Here is a 22,340-nt window from a genome sequence, read left to right as displayed (position 1 = left end):
GCGTTTACACTGTACATCATGAGGTTTGCGAAGCGCGTCCCAGCCAGCTATCCCAGTCTTTCCATACCGGCTGCAGGCCGCGGGCGGCCAGCGCGCTGGCGACCTCTTCAGGGCGGCGATCGTCGTGCGGGGCAAATTGCTCGAGCTCCGGATGATCGTCGGCGTAGCCGCCGGGCTGGGTTTTAGAGAAGGCGCTGACGTTATTGATCGCCAGCGGGATCACCCGGTCGCGGAACCAGGGTGATTCGCGGGTGGATAGCGACAGCTCAACCTCTGGCGCCAGCAGGCGGAAGGCGCAGATAGTTTGCACCAGCTGGCGCTCATCCATCAGCGAAGCCGGTTCAATACCGCCGGCGCAGGGACGCAGGCGCGGAAAGGAGACCGAATAGCGGCTGCGCCAGTAGCGCTGCTGCAGCCACAGCAGGTGCTCAGCGACTATAAAGCAGTCCACTCGCCAGCTGTCGGAAAGGCCGATGAGCGCGCCAAGGCCGATCTTATCGATCCCCGCCGCGCCTAAGCGATCCGGCGTATCCAGCCGCCAGAAGAAATCCTGCTTTTTTCCTTTCAGATGGTGTTGGGCGTACATGCTTTCATGATAGGTCTCCTGATAGACCATCACCCCGTCGAGCCCCAGGGTTTTCAGCTCGGCATACTCTTCAGTCGCCAGCGGCTGCACCTCCATATGCAGCGAGGCAAACTGGCTGCGGATAGCCGGTAGGTGCCGACGGAAATAATCCATTCCCACCTTACCCTGATGTTCGCCGGTCACCAGCAGCAGATGCTCAAAGCCCAGGTTGCGGATCGCGGCGCACTCGCGGGCAATCTCGGCGGCATCCAGCGTCTTGCGCTTAATGCGGTTGCTCATCGAGAAGCCGCAGTAGGTGCAGTCGTTAGCGCACAGGTTGGAGAGATACAGCGGCACGTAGAAGCTGACGGTATTGCCGAAGCGCTGGCGGGTGAGGCGCTGCGCGCGCTGGGCCAGCGGTTCAAGGTAATTGGCCGCGGCAGGCGAGAGCAGGGCCATCATATCGTCGCGGGTGAGCTGTTTGGCCGCCAGCGCCCGTTCGACGTCGGCGGCGGTTTTGCTGTTGATACGCAGGCGGATATCGTCCCACTCCAGCTGCCGCCAGCGATCGCTAAAGGTTTTCATGCCAGCGCCTCCAGGAATCCGGTGAGCGGGCTGGTGGCCTGCGCCTGCGTACTGCGTGCCCCCGGTCCGGCCTGACGCGCCAGTAATCCGGCATCGATCGCCATACGGAAGGCGCGGGCCATGGCCACGGGGTCGTCGGCGACGGCAATGGCGGTATTGACCAGCACCGCGTCCGCGCCCATCTCCAGCGCCTGCGCCGCATGGCTCGGGACGCCGATCCCGGCGTCGACCACCACCGGGACCGTCGCCTGCTCGATAATAATCTCCAGCATGGCTTTGGTTTCCAGCCCCTGATTGGAGCCGATCGGCGCACCCAGCGGCATCACCGCCGCGCAGCCCACCTCTTCCAGTCGTTTACACAGCACCGGATCGGCGCCGCAGTAGGGCAGCACCACGAACCCTTCGCGGACCAGCAGCTCCGCCGCTTTCAGGGTTTCAATCGGGTCGGGCAGCAGCCAGCGGGCGTCCGGGTGGATCTCCAGCTTCAGCCAATGGGTACCCAGGGCTTCCCGCGCCAGGCGGGCGGCAAACACCGCCTCTTCCGCCGTCTTGGCGCCTGAGGTATTCGGCAGCAGGCTGACTCCCGCCGCCAGCAGCGGGGCGAGGATGGCGTCATTGCGCTGGCGTAAATCGACGCGCTTCATCGCCAGGGTTACCAGCTGGCTGCCCGAGGCGCGAATCGCCTCGACCATCACCTCCGGGGCGGCGAATTTGCCGGTACCGGTGAAAAGATGGGATTCAAACGTTTTGTCTGCAATACGTAACATGTCAGCCTCCAGCGATAACCTGAAAAAGCAGGACCCGATCGCCTTCCTGCAAGAGATGATCTTCCCACCGGTCGCGCGGCAGGATGTGTTGATTGAGCGCCAGCGCAACGCCAGGCTGCTGCTGTTCGAGCTGGGTCAGCAGGGCGCTGACGCTGAGATTGTCGGCGCACGCCAGCGGCTCGTCGTTAAACCAGATCTGCATGCCGCCCTCCGCACACCGGGCAGCTCCGGGAACGCTGTAGCGCAAGGGCGCGCCAGTTGCTGGTGCGGGCGTCGAACAGCCGCAGGGTGTTGCGCGGCGTCGCCATGCCGCTGAGCAGCTTAATCGTCTCCAGCGCCTGCAGGGTGCCCATCATGCCGACCACCGGGCCGACGATCCCCGCGGTGCGGCAGTTGCGCTGCGGTTCATCGCTTTCCGGCCACAGGCAGCGATAGCAGCCCTGCGTCCAGGGCGGGGTGAGCACCATCAGCTGACCGCCGAAGCCCACGGCGCTGGCGGTCACTAACGGGGTATCGAGGGCCACACAGGCGGCATTGATCGCCTGGCGGGTGACCATATTATCGGTACAGTCCAGCACCACGTCCGCTTTCGCCACTTCGGCGCGGAGCGCCTCGCCGCTTAAGCGCTGCTGGAGCGCTACCAGTTTGATCTGCGGGTTTAGCTGGCTGAGCCGGGTCTGTGCCGCTGCGGCTTTTGGCCGATCGATATCCGCGCTGGTGAACAAGATCTGCCGTTGCAGGTTGCTGAGATGCACCGCGTCGTCATCGGCCAGGGTCAGCGTCCCGACGCCAGCCCCGGCCAGATAGAGCGCCGCCGGGGAGCCCAGCCCGCCAAGGCCGATAATCAGCACTCGACTGGCTAACAGCTTCTGCTGCCCTTCGATGGCAATATCCTCCAGCAGCAGCTGGCGGCTATAGCGCATAAAGTCGTGATCATTCATCGCCCGCTCCCGCCAGCGCCAGCAGTTGGTCGGTCGCTGCCCGCCAGTCCGCCGCCTGGGTGATGGCGCTGACCACCGCGATGCTGCCGACGCCGGTCGCCAGTACCCCCGGCGCCTTTTCCAGGCTAATTCCGCCGATCGCCACGGTGGGGTAATCCGCCAGGCGTTGAATATGTCTGGCAAGCTGCTCGAGGCCCTGCGGCGCGGAAGGCATCTGTTTGGTTTGCGTCGGGAAGACGTGACCTAGCGCGATGTAAGAGGGGCGCGCCGCAAGGGCGACATCAATTTCCATATCATCGTGAGTAGAGACGCCAAGACGCAGCCCGGCCTGGCGGATAGCGCTCAGATCGGTGGTTTCCAGATCTTCTTGTCCGAGATGCACGCCATAGGCCTGGTGCTTAATCGCCAGTTGCCAGTAATCGTTAATGAACAGTCGGGCGTGATAGCGGCGACCAAGGGCGATGGCGGCGATCACGTCATCCTCAACTTCGCTGTCGCGCCGGTCTTTAATGCGTAACTGAAGGGTACGTACCCCAGCTTCGAGCAGGCGCTCAATCCACGCCACGCTGTCCACCACCGGGTAGAGTCCGAGACGAAACGGGACGGGTGGAAAATCAGGTTGATACATCAGGCTTCCTCCTGTTTCAGGTAGATTTCGCCGCCGCGGGCGCGGAAGTTATTCGACATATCGGCCATGCCGGCTTCGATACTTTGCTTCGCGGCGTAGTCGCGGACCTCCTGAGTGATTTTCATCGAACAGAATTTCGGCCCGCACATGGAGCAGAAGTGGGCGACTTTGCCGGACTCCTGCGGCAGGGTTTCATCGTGATAGGCCCGCGCGGTGAACGGGTCGAGCGCGAGGTTGAACTGGTCTTCCCAGCGGAATTCAAAACGCGCTTTTGACATCGCGTTGTCGCGGATCTGCGCCCCGGGATGGCCTTTCGCGAGGTCGGCGGCGTGGGCGGCGATTTTGTAGGTAATCAGCCCCTGTTTGACATCCTCTTTGTTGGGCAGGCCGAGATGCTCTTTCGGCGTGACATAGCACAGCATGGCGCAGCCGAACCAGCCGATCATTGCCGCGCCGATACCGGAGGTGAAATGGTCGTAGCCCGGCGCGATATCAGTGGTGAGCGGCCCCAGGGTGTAGAATGGCGCTTCGTGGCAGTGCTCCAGCTGTTCGGTCATATTGCGGCGGATCATCTGCATCGGCACGTGGCCAGGGCCTTCAATCATCACCTGCACGTTATATTCCCAGGCGATTTTCGTCAGTTCGCCGAGGGTGCGCAGCTCGGAAAACTGCGCCTCGTCGTTGGCATCCTGAATGGAGCCGGGGCGCAGGCCATCGCCCAGCGACAGCGACACGTCATAGGCGGCGCAGATTTCGCAGATTTCGCGGAAATGCTGGTAGAGGAAGTTTTCCTGATGATGCGACAGGCACCACTTAGCCATGATTGAGCCGCCGCGCGAGACGATACCGGTCAGGCGCTTCGCCGTCATCGGGACGTAGCGCAACAGTACGCCGGCGTGAATCGTGAAGTAGTCGACGCCTTGCTCGGCCTGTTCCAGCAGGGTATCGCGGAAGACTTGCCAGGTGAGATTCTCGGCGATGCCGTTGACCTTCTCCAGCGCCTGGTAAATCGGCACGGTACCAATCGGCACCGGGCTGTTGCGCAGGATCCACTCGCGGGTTTCGTGGATATAGCGGCCGGTGGAGAGGTCCATCACCGTGTCGGCGCCCCAGCGGGTTGACCAGACCAGTTTCTCGACCTCTTCTTCGATGGAAGAGGTCACCGCCGAGTTGCCGATATTGGCATTCACTTTCACCAGGAAGTTGCGGCCGATAATCATCGGTTCAGACTCCGGGTGGTTGATGTTGGCGGGGATGATGGCGCGTCCGGCGGCCACTTCATCGCGAACAAACTCGGGGGTAATGTTTTCCGGTAGGTGGGCGCCGAAGCCTTCACCTGCGTGCTGCTGGCGCAGAACCTCGCTGCGGATACGTTCGCGACCCATGTTTTCGCGAATGGCGATGAACTCCATCTCCGGGGTGACTATCCCCTGGCGGGCGTAGTGCAGCTGGGTAACGCATTTGCCAGCGACGGCGCGTTTGGGCGTCAGCAGGCCGCTGAAGCGCAGCTCATCGAGACCGTCGTCGGCCAGCCGCGCTTTGGTATAGGCCGAGCTGCGTTCGCTGAGCGGCGCGCAGTCGTTACGCGCGTCGATCCACGGCTGGCGCAGCTTTGCCAGCCCCTGGCGGACATCAATGCTAATATCCGGGTCGCCATACGGCCCGGAGGTGTCATACACCGGGATCGGTTCGTTGGTTTCGTACCGGGGGTTATCTTTATCGCCGCCGACGAGCGTTGGGCTGAGCTGAATTTCACGCATCGGGACGCGGATATCCGCTTGTGAGCCGTGAACATAGATGCGGCGTGAATTAGGAAAAGCGGTACCCGCCAGCGTATCAATGAATCGCTGCGCGTGCTTGCGTTGTTCCCGACGGGTTAGTTTGGTAGTAGACATAGCGCATTCCAGTTAAAAAAGGACATGGCTTGTCAGACGACGGATGGAGTAACAGATGCGATCGGCCCTGACGGACTGACGCGAACAGCAGTTTACTCTTGTTCCCTTCGCAGGTATTAGCCTGATCAGGTTCCGCGGATCCCGAATTAACGGTCTCAGCCTTTTCCACGTTAGCCTGCGCATGGAAAATAGGCACTCCGACAAGATGAAATCCCTCCGCAGAGGGATAATGTACGTAAATTACGCGTTAACGGTTCACAACTCAAGCGGTCGGCGCAATATTATCGCGCACGTCATTGCTCAGGTTATGGGCGACAGCCAGGGCGATCAGTTTATCTTCCAGCGCGAAACGCGCCTCCAGCGACTCGCCGATATCCGACAGCGCCTGCTGAAATTCAAGATAGTTATCGTGATCGATGGCGTTTTCGAGGCAGGTATCGTAGTAGTCCATCATCTGCTGGGTATTGGCTTCCAGCTGCGGGTAAAGCCGGGTGGCGGCTAAAAGAGGGGTATCGCCTTCCATTTCGCCAATAATGCGTTCATAAATACTAAAATGACCGGATGAGAGGTAATCCACCAGACTTTGGCAAAAGTCATCCAGCGCCTTTTCGTTTAGCCGCATAAACGACTCTTTGCCCGGTTTCAGGCCAACCAGGTTGTAGTAAGCCACGAGCAGATGCTTACGCACTTGTAGCCAGCGATCGACCAGTTCATTACTACCGCCAACGCGCTCCGTCAGATTTTCCAGCTGGTTTAGCATGATTGACTCCGCTAGTTTTGATTTAAATCTGCTCACCAAAATGTAAATATAATGTTAACAACATGCCAGTGAAGCAAAGGTAGTGCAATAGATATGGATCGTATTATTGAAAAATTAGATCGCGGCTGGTGGGTTGTCAGTCACGAACAAAAATTATGGTTGCCTGGTGGAGAATTACCACATGGCGAAGCGGTTAATTTCGATCTTGTCGGCCAGCATGCGCTGCATATTGGCGAGTGGCAGGGCGAGTCCGTGTGGATGGTGCGCCAGGATCGTCGCCATGACATGGGATCGTTGCGCCAGGTGCTGGATCAGGATCCGGGACTCTTCCAGCTGGCTGGGCGGGGGATCCAGCTCGCCGAATTTTATCGCTCGCATAAATTTTGCGGTTACTGCGGCCACCCGATGCATGCCAGCAAAAGCGAATGGGCGATGCTGTGCAGCCACTGCCGTGAACGTTACTACCCGCAAATTGCCCCCTGCATTATCGTGGCAATCCGTCGCGACGATGCGATCCTGCTGGCGCAACATACGCGCCATCGCAACGGCGTGCACACCGTGCTGGCCGGCTTTGTCGAGGTCGGCGAAACCCTTGAGCAGGCGGTGGCTCGCGAGGTGATGGAGGAGAGCGGTATTCGGGTAAAAAATCTGCGTTACGTGACCTCTCAGCCATGGCCGTTCCCGCAGTCGCTGATGACCGCCTTTATGGCGGATTACGCTGATGGCGAGATCGTGGTCGACAAAAAAGAGTTACTGACCGCGGACTGGTATCGCTATGACGACCTGCCGCTTCTGCCGCCGCCGGGGACAGTGGCGCGGCGGCTTATCGAAGATACCGTCGCGATGTGTCGGGCAGAGTTCGAGTGACATGTTACACTGGGCGTATCAACGCTAAAGGAATGTAAAAATGACCGAACTGAAGAACGATCGTTACCTGCGCGCGCTGCTGCGTCAGCCGGTTGATGTCACCCCGGTGTGGATGATGCGCCAGGCGGGCCGCTATTTACCGGAGTACAAAGCCACCCGTGCGCAAGCGGGCGACTTTATGTCGCTGTGTAAAAATGCCGAGCTGGCCTGCGAAGTGACGCTCCAGCCGCTGCGCCGTTACCCGCTGGACGCGGCGATCCTCTTTTCGGACATCCTGACCATCCCGGACGCCATGGGGCTGGGGCTGTACTTTGAAGCTGGCGAAGGTCCGCGCTTCACCTCGCCGGTAAAAAGTAAAGCCGACGTCGACAAGCTGCCGATCCCGGATCCGGAGCAGGAGCTGGGCTATGTAATGAACGCCGTGCGCACCATTCGCCGCGAACTGAAAGGCGAAGTGCCGCTGATCGGTTTTTCCGGTAGTCCATGGACGCTGGCTACGTACATGGTGGAGGGCGGCAGCAGCAAGGCTTTCACCGTGATTAAAAAGATGATGTACGCCGAGCCGCAGGCGCTGCATGCGCTGCTGGATAAGCTGGCGAAGAGCGTTACCCTGTATCTCAACGCGCAGATCAAAGCCGGCGCGCAGTCGGTGATGATTTTTGACACCTGGGGCGGGGTGCTGACCGGCCGCGACTATCAGCAGTTTTCCCTCTACTACATGCATAAGATCGTCGATGGCCTGCTGCGGGAAAACGAAGGCCGTCGCGTGCCGGTGACCTTGTTCACCAAAGGCGGTGGTCAGTGGCTGGAAGCGATGGCGGAGACCGGCTGCGATGCGTTGGGTCTCGACTGGACCACCGATATTGCCGATGCCCGCCGTCGCGTGGGTAACAAAGTAGCGCTGCAGGGCAATATGGATCCGTCGATGCTCTATGCGTCCGCCCCGCGTATTGAAGAAGAAGTGGCGACCATTCTTGCCGGCTTTGGCCAGGGGGAAGGCCACGTCTTTAACCTTGGACACGGTATTCATCAGGACGTTGACCCCGAGCATGCGGGCGTCTTTGTTGAGGCTGTGCACCGTCTGTCCGCACCCTATCACCAGTAGGAGATAAGCCCTATGGATTTAGCCGCACTACGTACCCAACAGCAACAGTTAGCCGCGTCGGTAGAGCGTGCGGATCGACTGGATCGCGACCCGCCGGCGTTGATCGGCGGCGCGGACGTCGGGTTTGAGCAGGAAGGGGAGATCACCCGGGCTGCGATGGTGCTGCTGACCTGGCCTGAGCTTGAGCTGGTGGAGTATCAGGTGGCGCGGGTCGCCACCTCTATGCCCTATATTCCCGGCTTTCTCTCGTTTCGCGAAACGCCTGCGCTGCTGGCGGCGTGGGAGCAGCTTTCGCAAAAACCGGACCTGCTCTTCGTTGACGGACACGGCATTTCTCATCCCCGGAGATTGGGCGTCGCCAGCCATTTTGGCCTGATGATTGATGTGCCGACTATCGGAGTGGCGAAAAAACGCCTGTGCGGCAAAATCGGCGACCTGGGTGATGAGCCTGGCGCGCTGGCCCCGCTGATGGATAAAAATGAGCAACTGGCCTGGGTCTGGCGCAGCAAAGTGCGCTGCAACCCGCTGTTTATTAGCACCGGCCACCGGGTAGGCATGGACAGCGCTTTAATGTGGGTTGAGCGCTGCATGCGAGGCTACCGTCTGCCCGAGCCGACGCGCTGGGCCGATGCGGTGGCGTCCCGTCGTCCGTCGTTTGTGCGTTGGCAAGCAAATCACAGCTGATTCAGGTACACTGCGCCTAATTTCTGACTTCGAGAATTCATCATGTTACAAAACCCGATTCACCTGCGCCTGGAGAAGCTGGAAAGCTGGCAGCATGTCACTTTTATGGCCTGCCTGTGCGAACGTATGTATCCCAACTACGCGATGTTCTGCAAGCAAACCGAGTTTGGCGACGGCCTGCTTTATCGTCGTATCCTGGACCTGATCTGGGAAACGCTGACGGTTAAAGATGCGAAGGTGAATTTCGACAGCCAGCTGGAGAAGCTGGAAGAGGCGATCCCGGCGGCAGATGATTTCGACATGTACGGTGTCTATCCGGCCATAGACGCTTGCGTGGCGTTGAGTGAACTGATTCATTCTCGTCTGAGCGGCGAAACGCTCGAGCACGCGATCGAGGTGAGCAAGACCTCCATCACCACCGTGGCGATGCTGGAAATGACCCAGGAAGGTCGCGAAATGACCGACGAAGAGTTGAAAGCGAATCCGGCGGTAGAGCAGGAATGGGATATTCAGTGGGAAATTTTCCGCCTGCTGGCCGACTGTGAAGAGCGTGATCTTGAGCTGATAAAAGGCCTGCGCGCGGACCTGCGCGAGGCTGGCGAGAGCAATATTGGTATAAATTTTCAGCAGTGAGACCAGAAAACGTGATTTACCGCCTGAATTGTAGCGTCTGAAGGCTTCCATTCCGCCCCCCGTCTGGTCTACATTTGGAGGGCGAAAAAAAGTGGCTATCGGTGCGTGTATGCAGGAGGGTGCTTTTTTGGCATTTCCGTCGCACTCGATGCTTAGCAAGCGATAAACACATTGTAAGGATAACTTATGAACAAGACTCAACTGATTGATGTAATTGCGGACAAAGCTGACCTGTCCAAAGCACAGGCTAAAGCTGCCCTGGAATCTACCCTGGCTGCAATTACTGAGTCTCTGAAAGAAGGTGATGCTGTTCAACTGGTTGGTTTCGGTACCTTCAAAGTGAACCACCGCGCTGAGCGTACTGGCCGCAACCCGCAGACCGGTAAAGAGATCAAAATCGCTGCAGCTAACGTGCCGGCATTTGTTTCTGGCAAAGCACTGAAAGACGCAGTTAAGTAAGACCGCGTGGCAGTGAACAGTTTTATCGAAGGGGCTATTAAGCCCCTTTTGTCTGTCTGGCGCCGGCCTCTGGCGCTGGCGGGCATCCTGTTGCTGACTGCCTGCAGCCACGACACGTCGCTACCGCCGTTTACCGCCAGCGGATATGCGGACAATCAGGGAGCGATGCGCATCTGGCGTAAAGATTCTGGCGATGAAGTCCATCTTCTCGCCGCCTTCAGCCCGTGGCGTCACGGGGACACCTCGACCAGCGAATATCGCTGGCAGGGCGATCAACTGGCGCTTATCGAACTCAATGTCTATGGCAAACCGCCGGAACATATTCGCGCCCGTTTCGACGCGCAGGGCGATCTGAGCTTTATGCAACGGGAAGTGGACGGGCAGAAGCAGCAGCTCTCCAGCGACCAGGTCGCGCTATATCGTTATCGCGCCGAACAGATCCGCCAGACCAGCGACGCCCTCCGCCAGGGGCGGGTCGTCCTGCGCCAGGGACGCTGGAACGCTGCCGCGCATACCGTGCTGACCTGCGAAGGGCAGACGGTTACGCCCGACCTCGATAGCCGGGCCCTGGCGCACATTGAACGCCGCCAGAGCCACGCTTCCGCCGCAGTGAGCATTGCCTGGCTGGAGGCGCCGGAAGGCTCTCAACTGCTGCTGGTCGCCAATGAAAACTTCTGCACCTGGCAGCCGACGGAAAAAAACTTCTAACCTTTACCAATGGTTCATGCCCATATGACCGCCGGCGCTACCGCGACAGCCGCCATATCCCATTCCTGCGCCGCGGGGAACGCCTGCCTCAGCCAGGGCGATATCAAACTTCACCCGCTGCTGATCCAGCTTCTGGCGTAAGCCTTCCATCTCCTGAGCGACAGCTTCAATCTTCCCGCTGTCCGGCTTTTGCGCCGTGAGCAGCGCATTGTACTCATAGCGTTTGGACTGCAGCTGCTGGCGCAGGGCGCTGGTTTGCGCATAGTAATCGTTATGCAGCTTTTGCACGGTAGCCTGCTGCTCCTGGGTCAGCTGACTGTAGCCCTGGTTGCCCATCCCGTTATTGTTGCCCCAGTGGTGGTTGGCCCAGGCCGCGTTGCTGGCGAAGGTCAGCGCGGCAAAGGTAACGAGGGCGAGAGGTAAGGTACGGTTCCGTTTCATGGCATTTTCTCCTGTGTGGTTTCCCTCGGTATTGCATCTTCCATGCCAGTCTGAAAAAGCCCGTCTGTGTGGGCCTGCCGAAGCCTTTGCCGAGGAGAGCGAGTAAAAATGACCCGTTCCGCCAGGGTCAGGCGAGTCATTTTTACTCGCTTAAGCGCAGGCGATATGTTTGAGAGCAGGATTGGCCGCGCGGAAACATGGCATGATTTCTGCTGAAGGAGCCTGCAGATAGTGAAAAAGAGATGACAAGGACTCGCCGATGAAGATCAAATCTCTCTCCCGGGACGCCGCCGCTGGCGCGCTGAGCTGGCTGCTGACCGGCACGGTTGTGCTGCTGGTCATGCTGTTCTCCGCGATGATCGTCCGCGACTACGGTCGCGAGACGACCGCTGCCCGACAAACCATTGAAGAGAAAGGGAGCGTGCTGATCCGCGCGCTGGAGTCCGGCACGCGCGTCGGGATGGGGATGCGTATGCATCATGCGCAGCTGCAGGCCCTGCTGGAAGAGATGGCCTGGCAACCGGGCGTCCTGTGGTTCGCGGTGACCGATGAAAACGGTAAAATTATCGCCCATAGCGATCCGCAGCAGGTGGGTAAAACGCTGTATAGCCCGGCGCAGATGCGTGCGTTAGCGGTTGGCGAACAGGCCCGCTGGCGCCGGCTTAGCGAACCGCAGCCGGCGCTGGAGATCTATCGCCATTTTCGCCCGCTTAATCCGGCCCGCGGCCACCATATGGGAATGATGAACCGCGGCAATAGCGCCCTGGCTCAGGCCACCGTCCCGCAGGTGATTTTTATCGCCTTTGATAGCCGCGAGCTGGATGCCGCGCAGGCCCGCGGGCAGCGGAATATGGCCATCATGCTGGGTGCCGCCGCGCTGGTGATAGCGGCGACGATCCTCGCTCAGTTCTGGTTCCGCCGCTATCGTCGCTCGCGGAAACAGCTGCTGGAGGCGATGGCCCGCAAGGAAAAGCTGGTGGCGCTTGGCCATCTGGCGGCGGGGGTCGCGCACGAGATCCGCAACCCGCTCTCGTCGATTAAAGGGCTGGCGAAATATTTTGCCGAGCGCACGCCGCCTGGCGGCGAGTCGCATCAGTTAGCCCAGGTGATGGCCAAAGAGGCTGATCGCCTGAACCGGGTGGTCAGCGAGCTGCTGGAGCTGGTCCGGCCCGCCCATCTAAACTACCAGACAGTCGATATCAACGCGCTTATCCGCCACTCATTGCAGTTGGTAAGCCAGGATGCGCAGAGCCGCGGGATCGCGCTGCAATTTACTCCGCGACCTGAGTTAACCACGATCAGCGCCGACCCCGATCGCCTGAATCAGGTGCTGTTGAATCTGTACCTGAATGCAATGCAGGCGATTGGCCGTGACGGCGTCATTCGCGTAACAGCAAGCGAAGCCGATCGTCAGCGGGTGAAAATCGTCGTCACGGATAGCGGTAAGGGGATGAGCGATGAAGAGTTACAGGCTATCTTCACGCCGTATTTCACCACCAAGGCGGACGGCACCGGGCTGGGGCTGGCCGTAGTGCAGAATATTATCGAACAACATGGCGGGACGATCCGCGCCGAAAGTCAGCCGGGAGCTGGAGCGATATTTACGCTTTGGTTACCGGTGGATGCTCAACGGAGGGAAGATGAGCAGCGATAAAGTACAGATTCTGGTCGTTGATGATGACATCAGCCACTGCACGATCCTGCAGGCGCTGCTGCGCGGCTGGGGCTATCAGGTGGGGTTGGCTCACAACGGCCTGCAGGCGCTGGAGCAGATCCATCAGCAGGTCTTCGACCTGGTGCTGTGCGATATCCGTATGGCGGAGATGGACGGTATCGCAACGTTAAAAGAGATTAAGGCCTATAACCCGGCGATACCGGTGCTGATCATGACGGCGTTTTCCAGCGTCGGTACGGCGGTAGAAGCTATTAAGTCCGGGGCGCTGGATTATCTGGTTAAACCGCTGGATTTTGACACCCTGCAGCAGACGCTGGTTCAGGCATTGGCGCACACCCGGCAGAGCGAGAGCGACCCCAGCGTTGCGACGGATTCACGGTGGGGCATGATTGGCGACAGCCCGGCGATGCAGGCGCTTCTTAACGATATTACGCTGGTGGCCCCTTCGGACGCGACGGTGCTGATTTATGGGGAGTCGGGAACCGGTAAGGAGCTGGTGGCGCACGCCATCCACGCCTGCAGCGAGCGTCGTGACAAGCCGTTGGTCACGCTCAACTGCGCGGCGCTGAATGAGTCACTGCTGGAGTCGGAACTCTTCGGCCATGAAAAAGGGGCGTTTACCGGGGCGGATCGGCGGCGGGAAGGACGCTTTGTCGAAGCGGATGGCGGCACGCTGTTTCTTGATGAGATAGGCGATATCTCGCCAGTGATGCAGGTCCGCTTGCTGCGGGCGATTCAGGAGCGGGAGGTGCAGCGGGTCGGCAGCAACCAGACGCTTGCCGTTGATGTGCGGCTTATCGCCGCCACCCATCGCAACCTTGCGGAAGAGGTGAGCGCCGGGCGCTTTCGCCAGGATCTCTATTACCGACTCAACGTCGTGACCATCGAGATACCGCCGCTGCGCCGGCGACGGGAAGATATTCCGCAGCTGGCGCAGCATTTTCTCAAACGCTATACCGAACGCAATCGTAAGACGGTAAAGGGGTTCACGCCACAGGCGATGGACCTGCTGATCCACTACCCCTGGCCGGGCAATATACGCGAGCTGGAAAACGCGGTGGAGCGGGCGGTGGTGCTACTGACCGGAAACTATATCTCTGAGCGAGAACTGCCCCTGGCGATCGCCGGTACGCCGCTGCCATCAGGCGGGAGCGAGGAGGGGGGAATTCAGCCGTTAGTGGAAGTGGAGAAAGAGGTGATTCTGGCGGCGCTGGAAAAAACGGGCGGCAACAAAACCGAAGCCGCCCGTCAGTTAGGCATTACGCGCAAAACGCTGCTGGCGAAACTTAGCCGTTAGCCTTTTCACGTTCGATGGCGCGCCAGCCGATATCGCTACGGCTAAAGCTACCGTCCCAGCGAATGTCGGTCAGCAGCTGATAGGCGCGCTGCTGCGCCTGCGCCACGGAGTCACCCAGCGCGGTGACGCACAGCACGCGCCCGCCGTTGGTGACCACGCGCTGGTCGTCAGACAGTTTGGTGCCGGCGTGGAAGACCTTACCGTCTGCGACTTCCTGCTGCGGCAGGCCGTAGATCTCATCGCCCGTATTGTAGCTGCCCGGATAGCCGCCGGCGGCAACCACCACGCCCAGCGACGCGCGGTCATCCCACTCGGAGGTTTTCTCGTCCAGCTTGCCCGCGCAGGCGGCGAGGCACAGCTCGACCAGGTCGGACTTCATGCGCAGCATGATCGGTTGGGTTTCCGGGTCGCCAAAGCGGCAGTTGAACTCAATCACCTTCGGGTTGCCCTGCTTGTCGATCATCAGACCGGCGTAGAGGAAACCGGTATAGGTGTTGCCTTCAGCGGCCATGCCTTTCACGGTTGGCCAGATAATCCGCTCCATGGTGCGCTGGTGGACTTCGTCAGTAACCACCGGCGCCGGGGAGTACGCCCCCATCCCGCCGGTGTTCGGGCCGGTATCGCCGTTGCCGACGCGCTTGTGATCCTGGCTGGTGGCCATCGGCAGGACGTGCTCGCCGTCGACCATCACAATAAAGCTAGCCTCTTCGCCATCGAGGAACTCTTCAATCACGATGCGGTGGCCTGCGTCGCCAAAGGCGTTGCCGGCCAACATATCTTTGACCGCCGCTTCGGCTTCCTCGAGGGTCATCGCCACGATAACGCCTTTACCCGCCGCCAGACCGTCGGCTTTGATGACGATCGGCGCGCCTTTCTCGCGCAGATAAGCCAGCGCAGGCTCCACTTCGGTGAAGTTCTGGTATTCCGCCGTCGGAATATGATGACGGGCGAGAAAATCTTTGGTGAAGGCTTTTGAGCCTTCCAGCTGCGCGGCGCCTTCGGTTGGCCCGAAAATGTTCAGACCGGCGGCACGGAACGCGTCGACCACGCCAATGACCAACGGCGCTTCCGGGCCAACGATGGTCAGATCGATGTTCTCATCCTGCGCGAAGCGAAGCAGCGCCGGAATATCGGTGACGCCGATGGCGACGTTTTGCAGCGACGGCTCCAGGGCGGTACCGGCGTTGCCCGGCGCGACGTAGACGGTATCAACCAGCGGCGACTGAGCCGCTTTCCAGGCCAGCGCGTGCTCACGCCCGCCGTTGCCGATTACTAATACTTTCATCTGCTGCTCCATGAATTAATGGCGGAAGTGGCGCATGTCGGTGAAGATCATGGCGATGCCGTGTTCGTCAGCGGCGGCAATCACTTCGTCGTCACGGATAGAGCCGCCCGGCTGAATAACGCAGGTGATGCCTACCGCGGCTGCGGCATCGATGCCGTCGCGGAACGGGAAGAAAGCGTCAGAGGCCATGGCGGAACCTTTCACTTCCAGACCTTCATCACCGGCTTTAATTCCGGCGATTTTCGCCGAGTAGACGCGGCTCATCTGACCGGCGCCTATGCCGATGGTCATATTATCTTTGGCATACACAATGGCGTTGGATTTGACGAATTTCGCCACTTTCCAGCAGAACAGCGCATCGCGCAGTTCCTGCTCGGTTGGCTGACGTTTGCTGACCACGCGCAGTTCACCTGCGGTGACCATGCCGAGATCGCGGTCCTGAACCAGCAGACCACCGTTAACGCGTTTGAAATCGAGGCCGGCAACGCGAGTATCCCACTGGCCGCAGGTCAGTACGCGGACGTTCTGCTTCGCGGCGGTGATTTTCAGCGCTTCTTCGCTGGCGGACGGCGCGATGATCACTTCGACGAACTGGCGAGAGATGATCGCCTGCGCGGTTTCAGCATCCAGCTCGCGGTTAAAGGCAATGATGCCGCCGAACGCGGAGGTCGGGTCGGTTTTGTAAGCGCGATCGTAGGCGTCAAGAATCGAGTTGCTGACGGCAACGCCGCACGGGTTGGCGTGCTTAACGATAACGCAGGCCGGCTCGTTGAACTCTTTTACACACTCCAGCGCCGCATCGGTATCGGCAATGTTGTTATAGGAGAGCGCTTTGCCCTGCAGCTGAGTGGCGGTCGCCACGGAGGCCTCTTTTACATTCTCTTCTATATAGAAAGCCGCCTGCTGGTGGCTGTTTTCGCCGTAGCGCATATCCTGCTTCTTAATGAAGTTCAGATTCAGGGTACGCGGGAAGCGGCCAGCGGCTTCTTTGCTTTCGCCGTGATAGGCCGGAACCATGCTGCCGAAGTAGTTGGCGATCATGCTGTCGTAAGCGGCGGTGTGTTCGAAGGCTTTAATGGCGAGGTCGAAGCGGGTGGCCAGCGTGAGGGAACCTTCGTTGGCGTCCATCTCATTAATGATGGCGTCGTAGTCGCTGCTCTTAACCACGATGGCGACATCTTTATGGTTCTTCGCCGCAGAGCGCACCATAGTCGGGCCGCCGATATCGATGTTTTCCACCGCGTCTTCCAGCGAGCACCCTTCACGAGCGACGGTCTGGGCGAACGGGTAAAGGTTCACGACAACCATATCGATAGGCGCGATACCGTGTTGCTGCATGATACCGTCATCCTGACCACGACGACCGAGGATGCCGCCGTGTACTTTCGGATGCAGGGTCTTCACGCGTCCATCCATCATTTCCGGGAAACCGGTGTAGTCAGAGACTTCGGTAACCGGCAGGCCTTTATCTGCCAGCAGGCGAGCGGTGCCGCCGGTGGACAGCAGCTCGACACCACGAGCGGAAAGCGCCTGCGCGAATTCGACGATACCGGCCTTGTCAGAAACACTGAGCAGAGCGCGGCGGACTGGACGACGTTGTTGCATGGTATTAAATCCCCAGGATTTGAACATTACAGAGAGCGTTAGGTGAGTTTTTGCCTAAAAACTCACCTAACGCACCCAACCGGGCATCCGTGTCATAGCGCGGCATTGTAACGAAAACGTTTGCGCAACGCTCGCGAATTTTTATGTTTCTCTCCAGGGCGGTGATTCTCCTTCTATATAGCTGGCGATCCACGGGGCTAGCGGTCATGTTTTTACGCTCTCCTGTGGATAATTCTGTGTGTAACGAGGTATAAAGCGGGGTTTTGCTGGGGAATGCAGCAGTCAGTCATTTTTCTGCCATTTTTCTATTGCGGACGCTCGAGAACTCCCTATAATGCGCCTCCATCGACACGGCGGATGTGAATCACTTCACACAAACAGCCGGTTCGGTTGCAGAGAAAAATCCTGAAAAACGGGTTGACTCTGAAAGAGGAAAGCGTAATATACGCCACCTCGCGACAGAGCGCTAAAGCGCGTCGCAACTGCTCTTTAACAATTTATCAGACAATCTGTGTGGGCACTCAAAGTGACATGGATTCTTAACGTCCTCGGACGAAAAATGAATACCAAGTCTCAAGAGTGAACACGTAATTCATTACGAAGTTTAATTCTTTGAGCATCAAACTTAAATTGAAGAGTTTGATCATGGCTCAGATTGAACGCTGGCGGCAGGCCTAACACATGCAAGTCGAGCGGTAGCACAGAGAGCTTGCTCTCGGGTGACGAGCGGCGGACGGGTGAGTAATGTCTGGGAAACTGCCTGATGGAGGGGGATAACTACTGGAAACGGTAGCTAATACCGCATAACGTCGCAAGACCAAAGTGGGGGACCTTCGGGCCTCATGCCATCAGATGTGCCCAGATGGGATTAGCTAGTAGGTGGGGTAACGGCTCACCTAGGCGACGATCCCTAGCTGGTCTGAGAGGATGACCAGCCACACTGGAACTGAGACACGGTCCAGACTCCTACGGGAGGCAGCAGTGGGGAATATTGCACAATGGGCGCAAGCCTGATGCAGCCATGCCGCGTGTGTGAAGAAGGCCTTCGGGTTGTAAAGCACTTTCAGCGGGGAGGAAGGCGATAAGGTTAATAACCTTGTCGATTGACGTTACCCGCAGAAGAAGCACCGGCTAACTCCGTGCCAGCAGCCGCGGTAATACGGAGGGTGCAAGCGTTAATCGGAATTACTGGGCGTAAAGCGCACGCAGGCGGTCTGTCAAGTCGGATGTGAAATCCCCGGGCTCAACCTGGGAACTGCATTCGAAACTGGCAGGCTAGAGTCTTGTAGAGGGGGGTAGAATTCCAGGTGTAGCGGTGAAATGCGTAGAGATCTGGAGGAATACCGGTGGCGAAGGCGGCCCCCTGGACAAAGACTGACGCTCAGGTGCGAAAGCGTGGGGAGCAAACAGGATTAGATACCCTGGTAGTCCACGCCGTAAACGATGTCGATTTGGAGGTTGTGCCCTTGAGGCGTGGCTTCCGGAGCTAACGCGTTAAATCGACCGCCTGGGGAGTACGGCCGCAAGGTTAAAACTCAAATGAATTGACGGGGGCCCGCACAAGCGGTGGAGCATGTGGTTTAATTCGATGCAACGCGAAGAACCTTACCTGGTCTTGACATCCACAGAACTTTCCAGAGATGGATTGGTGCCTTCGGGAACTGTGAGACAGGTGCTGCATGGCTGTCGTCAGCTCGTGTTGTGAAATGTTGGGTTAAGTCCCGCAACGAGCGCAACCCTTATCCTTTGTTGCCAGCGGTTCGGCCGGGAACTCAAAGGAGACTGCCAGTGATAAACTGGAGGAAGGTGGGGATGACGTCAAGTCATCATGGCCCTTACGACCAGGGCTACACACGTGCTACAATGGCATATACAAAGAGAAGCGACCTCGCGAGAGCAAGCGGACCTCATAAAGTATGTCGTAGTCCGGATTGGAGTCTGCAACTCGACTCCATGAAGTCGGAATCGCTAGTAATCGTAGATCAGAATGCTACGGTGAATACGTTCCCGGGCCTTGTACACACCGCCCGTCACACCATGGGAGTGGGTTGCAAAAGAAGTAGGTAGCTTAACCTTCGGGAGGGCGCTTACCACTTTGTGATTCATGACTGGGGTGAAGTCGTAACAAGGTAACCGTAGGGGAACCTGCGGTTGGATCACCTCCTTACCTTAAAGAACCTGCCTTTGCAGTGCTCACACAGATTGTCTGATGAACGTAAAGAAGCAAGGCGTCTTGCGATTGAGACTTCAGTGTCCCCTTCGTCTAGAGGCCCAGGACACCGCCCTTTCACGGCGGTAACAGGGGTTCGAATCCCCTAGGGGACGCCACTTGCTGGTTCGTGAGTGAAAGACGCGTGCCGATGTATCTCAAAACTCATCTTCGGGTGACGTTTGAGATATTTGCTCTTTAAAAATCTGGATCAAGCTGAAAATTGAAACGACACACAGTTAATGTGTGTTCGAGTCTCTCAAATTTTCGCAATCAGAAGTGAAACATCTTCGGGTTGTGAGGTTAAGCGACTAAGCGTACACGGTGGATGCCCTGGCAGTCAGAGGCGATGAAGGACGTGCTAATCTGCGAAAAGCGTCGGTAAGGTGATATGAACCGTTATAACCGGCGATGTCCGAATGGGGAAACCCAGTGTGATTCGTCACACTATCGTTAACTGAATACATAGGTTAACGAGGCGAACCGGGGGAACTGAAACATCTAAGTACCCCGAGGAAAAGAAATCAACCGAGATTCCCCCAGTAGCGGCGAGCGAACGGGGAGCAGCCCAGAGTCTGAATCAGCTTGTGTGTTAGTGGAACGGTCTGGAAAGTCCGACGGTACAGGGTGATAGTCCCGTACACCAAAATGCACAGGTTGTGAACTCGAAGAGTAGGGCGGGACACGTGGTATCCTGTCTGAATATGGGGGGACCATCCTCCAAGGCTAAATACTCCTGACTGACCGATAGTGAACCAGTACCGTGAGGGAAAGGCGAAAAGAACCCCGGCGAGGGGAGTGAAAAAGAACCTGAAACCGTGTACGTACAAGCAGTGGGAGCACCTTCGGGTGTGACTGCGTACCTTTTGTATAATGGGTCAGCGACTTATATTCTGTAGCAAGGTTAACCGTATAGGGGAGCCGCAGGGAAACCGAGTCTTAACTGGGCGTTAAGTTGCAGGGTATAGACCCGAAACCCGGTGATCTAGCCATGGGCAGGTTGAAGGTTGGGTAACACTAACTGGAGGACCGAACCGACTAATGTTGAAAAATTAGCGGATGACTTGTGGCTGGGGGTGAAAGGCCAATCAAACCGGGAGATAGCTGGTTCTCCCCGAAAGCTATTTAGGTAGCGCCTCGTGAATTCATCTTCGGGGGTAGAGCACTGTTTCGGCTAGGGGGTCATCCCGACTTACCAACCCGATGCAAACTACGAATACCGAAGAATGTTATCACGGGAGACACACGGCGGGTGCTAACGTCCGTCGTGAAGAGGGAAACAACCCAGACCGCCAGCTAAGGTCCCAAAGTCATGGTTAAGTGGGAAACGATGTGGGAAGGCACAGACAGCCAGGATGTTGGCTTAGAAGCAGCCATCATTTAAAGAAAGCGTAATAGCTCACTGGTCGAGTCGGCCTGCGCGGAAGATGTAACGGGGCTAAACCATGCACCGAAGCTGCGGCAGCGACACGATGTGTTGTTGGGTAGGGGAGCGTTCTGTAAGCCTGCGAAGGTGTGCTGTGAGGCATGCTGGAGGTATCAGAAGTGCGAATGCTGACATAAGTAACGATAAAGCGGGTGAAAAGCCCGCTCGCCGGAAGACCAAGGGTTCCTGTCCAACGTTAATCGGGGCAGGGTGAGTCGACCCCTAAGGCGAGGCCGAAAGGCGTAGTCGATGGGAAACAGGTTAATATTCCTGTACTTGGTGTTACTGCGAAGGGGGGACGGAGAAGGCTATGTTAGCCGGGCGACGGTTGTCCCGGTTTAAGCATGTAGGCTGGTTATCCAGGCAAATCCGGATAATCAAGGCTGAGGTGTGATGACGAGGCACTACGGTGCTGAAGTAACAAATGCCCTGCTTCCAGGAAAAGCCTCTAAGCATCAGGTAACATCAAATCGTACCCCAAACCGACACAGGTGGTCAGGTAGAGAATACCAAGGCGCTTGAGAGAACTCGGGTGAAGGAACTAGGCAAAATGGTGCCGTAACTTCGGGAGAAGGCACGCTGGTGTGTAGGTGAAGTCCCTGCGGATGGAGCTGAGACCAGTCGAAGATACCAGCTGGCTGCAACTGTTTATTAAAAACACAGCACTGTGCAAACACGAAAGTGGACGTATACGGTGTGACGCCTGCCCGGTGCCGGAAGGTTAATTGATGGGGTTATCCGTAAGGAGAAGCTCTTGATCGAAGCCCCGGTAAACGGCGGCCGTAACTATAACGGTCCTAAGGTAGCGAAATTCCTTGTCGGGTAAGTTCCGACCTGCACGAATGGCGTAATGATGGCCAGGCTGTCTCCACCCGAGACTCAGTGAAATTGAACTCGCTGTGAAGATGCAGTGTACCCGCGGCAAGACGGAAAGACCCCGTGAACCTTTACTATAGCTTGACACTGAACATTGAGCCTTGATGTGTAGGATAGGTGGGAGGCTTTGAAGCGTGGACGCCAGTCTGCGTGGAGCCAACCTTGAAATACCACCCTTTAATGTTTGATGTTCTAACGTTGGCCCCTGACCGGGGTTGCGGACAGTGTCTGGTGGGTAGTTTGACTGGGGCGGTCTCCTCCCAAAGCGTAACGGAGGAGCACGAAGGTTAGCTAATCCTGGTCGGACATCAGGAGGTTAGTGCAATGGCATAAGCTAGCTTGACTGCGAGCGTGACGGCGCGAGCAGGTGCGAAAGCAGGTCATAGTGATCCGGTGGTTCTGAATGGAAGGGCCATCGCTCAACGGATAAAAGGTACTCCGGGGATAACAGGCTGATACCGCCCAAGAGTTCATATCGACGGCGGTGTTTGGCACCTCGATGTCGGCTCATCACATCCTGGGGCTGAAGTAGGTCCCAAGGGTATGGCTGTTCGCCATTTAAAGTGGTACGCGAGCTGGGTTTAGAACGTCGTGAGACAGTTCGGTCCCTATCTGCCGTGGGCGCTGGAGAATTGAGGGGGGCTGCTCCTAGTACGAGAGGACCGGAGTGGACGCATCACTGGTGTTCGGGTTGTCATGCCAATGGCACTGCCCGGTAGCTAAATGCGGAAGAGATAAGTGCTGAAAGCATCTAAGCACGAAACTTGCCCCGAGATGAGTTCTCCCTGAGACTTTAAGTCTCCTGAAGGAACGTTAAAGACGATGACGTTGATAGGCCGGGTGTGTAAGCGCAGCGATGCGTTGAGCTAACCGGTACTAATGAACCGTGAGGCTTAACCTTACAACGCCGAAGATGTTTTGGCGGATTT

18 protein-coding genes, 1 tRNA gene, 2 rRNA genes and 1 riboswitch are annotated in these 22,340 nt (G+C 57.9%); of the genes, 11 read left to right on the top strand and 10 right to left on the bottom strand.

Going from position 1 to position 22,340, the window contains the following annotated elements; all coding sequences use genetic code 11:
- Positions 1 to 16 precede the first annotated feature (16 nt).
- The 7 genes from thiH to IB144_RS24810 form a co-directional block, all read right to left on the bottom strand.
- Entirely contained in the window at positions 17 to 1,150 is a 1,134-nt protein-coding gene (gene thiH, locus IB144_RS24840) for a 2-iminoacetate synthase ThiH (protein ID WP_004212852.1), read from the bottom strand.
- Complete coding sequence (thiG, locus tag IB144_RS24835; protein WP_004146302.1) at positions 1,147 to 1,917, bottom strand: thiazole synthase; 771 nt, start codon at positions 1,915 to 1,917, stop codon at positions 1,147 to 1,149. The genes thiH and thiG overlap by 4 nt, the downstream gene beginning before the upstream one ends.
- Before the next feature lies 1 nt (position 1,918).
- A complete protein-coding gene (gene thiS / locus IB144_RS24830; RefSeq protein WP_002884183.1) occupies positions 1,919 to 2,119 on the bottom strand; it encodes a sulfur carrier protein ThiS in 201 nt (66 codons plus the stop codon).
- On the bottom strand, positions 2,103 to 2,858 hold the full coding sequence (thiF, locus tag IB144_RS24825; RefSeq protein ID WP_004177871.1) for a thiazole biosynthesis adenylyltransferase ThiF: 756 nt from the start codon (positions 2,856 to 2,858) through the stop codon (positions 2,103 to 2,105). The genes thiS and thiF overlap by 17 nt, the downstream gene beginning before the upstream one ends.
- On the bottom strand, positions 2,851 to 3,486 hold the full coding sequence (thiE, locus tag IB144_RS24820; RefSeq protein ID WP_004152310.1) for a thiamine phosphate synthase: 636 nt from the start codon (positions 3,484 to 3,486) through the stop codon (positions 2,851 to 2,853). The genes thiF and thiE overlap by 8 nt, the downstream gene beginning before the upstream one ends.
- Entirely contained in the window at positions 3,486 to 5,381 is a 1,896-nt protein-coding gene (thiC, locus tag IB144_RS24815) for a phosphomethylpyrimidine synthase ThiC (protein WP_040214951.1), read from the bottom strand. Before thiC ends, thiE begins: the two co-directional genes overlap by 1 nt.
- Before the next feature lie 85 nt (positions 5,382 to 5,466).
- Positions 5,467 to 5,591, bottom strand: a riboswitch (TPP riboswitch).
- Between the two features lie 52 nt (positions 5,592 to 5,643).
- Positions 5,644 to 6,141, bottom strand: a complete 498-nt coding sequence (locus IB144_RS24810; protein WP_002884324.1) for an Rsd/AlgQ family anti-sigma factor — start codon at positions 6,139 to 6,141, stop codon at positions 5,644 to 5,646.
- A 93-nt stretch (positions 6,142 to 6,234) separates the two neighbouring features.
- Between IB144_RS24810 and nudC the strand changes: the two genes are divergently transcribed.
- The 6 genes from nudC (at position 6,235) to IB144_RS24780 (ending at position 10,597) form a co-directional block, all read left to right on the top strand.
- Entirely contained in the window at positions 6,235 to 7,008 is a 774-nt protein-coding gene (gene nudC / locus IB144_RS24805; protein WP_002884327.1) for an NAD(+) diphosphatase, read from the top strand.
- Positions 7,009 to 7,048: 40 nt separating this feature from the next.
- Positions 7,049 to 8,113 carry a uroporphyrinogen decarboxylase gene (hemE, locus tag IB144_RS24800; protein ID WP_002884329.1) on the top strand — a complete coding sequence of 355 codons (1,065 nt, stop codon included), beginning with the start codon at positions 7,049 to 7,051 and terminating at the stop codon, positions 8,111 to 8,113.
- A 12-nt stretch (positions 8,114 to 8,125) separates the two neighbouring features.
- Complete coding sequence (gene nfi, locus IB144_RS24795) at positions 8,126 to 8,797, top strand: deoxyribonuclease V (RefSeq protein ID WP_004152311.1); 672 nt, start codon at positions 8,126 to 8,128, stop codon at positions 8,795 to 8,797.
- 42 nt (positions 8,798 to 8,839) lie between these two features.
- Positions 8,840 to 9,430: a YjaG family protein gene (locus IB144_RS24790; protein ID WP_002884331.1), complete on the top strand. Its 591-nt coding sequence runs from the start codon at positions 8,840 to 8,842 to the stop codon at positions 9,428 to 9,430.
- 186 nt (positions 9,431 to 9,616) lie between these two features.
- Entirely contained in the window at positions 9,617 to 9,889 is a 273-nt protein-coding gene (hupA, locus tag IB144_RS24785; RefSeq protein WP_002884342.1) for a nucleoid-associated protein HU-alpha, read from the top strand.
- A 12-nt stretch (positions 9,890 to 9,901) separates the two neighbouring features.
- Complete coding sequence (locus tag IB144_RS24780; RefSeq protein WP_004895020.1) at positions 9,902 to 10,597, top strand: DUF1481 domain-containing protein; 696 nt, start codon at positions 9,902 to 9,904, stop codon at positions 10,595 to 10,597.
- 3 nt (positions 10,598 to 10,600) lie between these two features.
- Here the strand turns inward: IB144_RS24780 and zraP are convergent, their stop codons facing one another.
- Complete coding sequence (zraP, locus tag IB144_RS24775; protein WP_002884346.1) at positions 10,601 to 11,038, bottom strand: zinc resistance sensor/chaperone ZraP; 438 nt, start codon at positions 11,036 to 11,038, stop codon at positions 10,601 to 10,603.
- Positions 11,039 to 11,297: 259 nt separating this feature from the next.
- Between zraP and zraS the strand changes: the two genes are divergently transcribed.
- Positions 11,298 to 12,692, top strand: a complete 1,395-nt coding sequence (gene zraS / locus IB144_RS24770; RefSeq protein ID WP_004873300.1) for a two-component system sensor histidine kinase ZraS — start codon at positions 11,298 to 11,300, stop codon at positions 12,690 to 12,692.
- Complete coding sequence (zraR, locus tag IB144_RS24765; RefSeq protein ID WP_004895015.1) at positions 12,679 to 14,010, top strand: sigma-54-dependent response regulator transcription factor ZraR; 1,332 nt, start codon at positions 12,679 to 12,681, stop codon at positions 14,008 to 14,010. Before zraS ends, zraR begins: the two co-directional genes overlap by 14 nt.
- Here the strand turns inward: zraR and purD are convergent.
- The gene (purD, locus tag IB144_RS24760; protein WP_002884357.1) at positions 14,000 to 15,295 is read right to left on the bottom strand and encodes a phosphoribosylamine--glycine ligase; all 1,296 of its coding nucleotides are present in this window, start codon (positions 15,293 to 15,295) and stop codon (positions 14,000 to 14,002) included. The two genes, zraR and purD, sit on opposite strands and share 11 nt — an antisense overlap.
- A gap of 15 nt (positions 15,296 to 15,310) precedes the next feature.
- Positions 15,311 to 16,900, bottom strand: coding sequence for a bifunctional phosphoribosylaminoimidazolecarboxamide formyltransferase/IMP cyclohydrolase (purH, locus tag IB144_RS24755; RefSeq protein WP_004178254.1), 1,590 nt, complete (start codon positions 16,898 to 16,900; stop codon positions 15,311 to 15,313).
- Between the two features lie 627 nt (positions 16,901 to 17,527).
- Between purH and IB144_RS24750 the strand changes: the two genes are divergently transcribed.
- The 3 genes from IB144_RS24750 to IB144_RS24740 all read left to right on the top strand — a co-directional run bounded on the left by IB144_RS24750 (position 17,528) and on the right by IB144_RS24740 (position 22,312).
- Positions 17,528 to 19,067 (top strand): 16S ribosomal RNA (locus IB144_RS24750).
- Positions 19,068 to 19,152: 85 nt separating this feature from the next.
- Positions 19,153 to 19,228, top strand: a tRNA-Glu gene (locus IB144_RS24745).
- A gap of 182 nt (positions 19,229 to 19,410) precedes the next feature.
- Positions 19,411 to 22,312: ribosomal RNA gene (locus tag IB144_RS24740) — 23S ribosomal RNA — on the top strand.
- The 16S and 23S rRNA genes sit together here with 1 tRNA gene alongside, the layout of an rRNA operon.
- Positions 22,313 to 22,340: the final 28 nt, after the last annotated feature.

Origin of the sequence: Klebsiella sp. K4 (assembly GCF_014596785.2) — a bacterium.
GTDB lineage: Bacteria > Pseudomonadota > Gammaproteobacteria > Enterobacterales > Enterobacteriaceae > Klebsiella > Klebsiella pneumoniae.
Note: the sequence above shows the minus strand (reverse complement) of the source record. Positions and strands in the feature narration are given on the sequence as shown.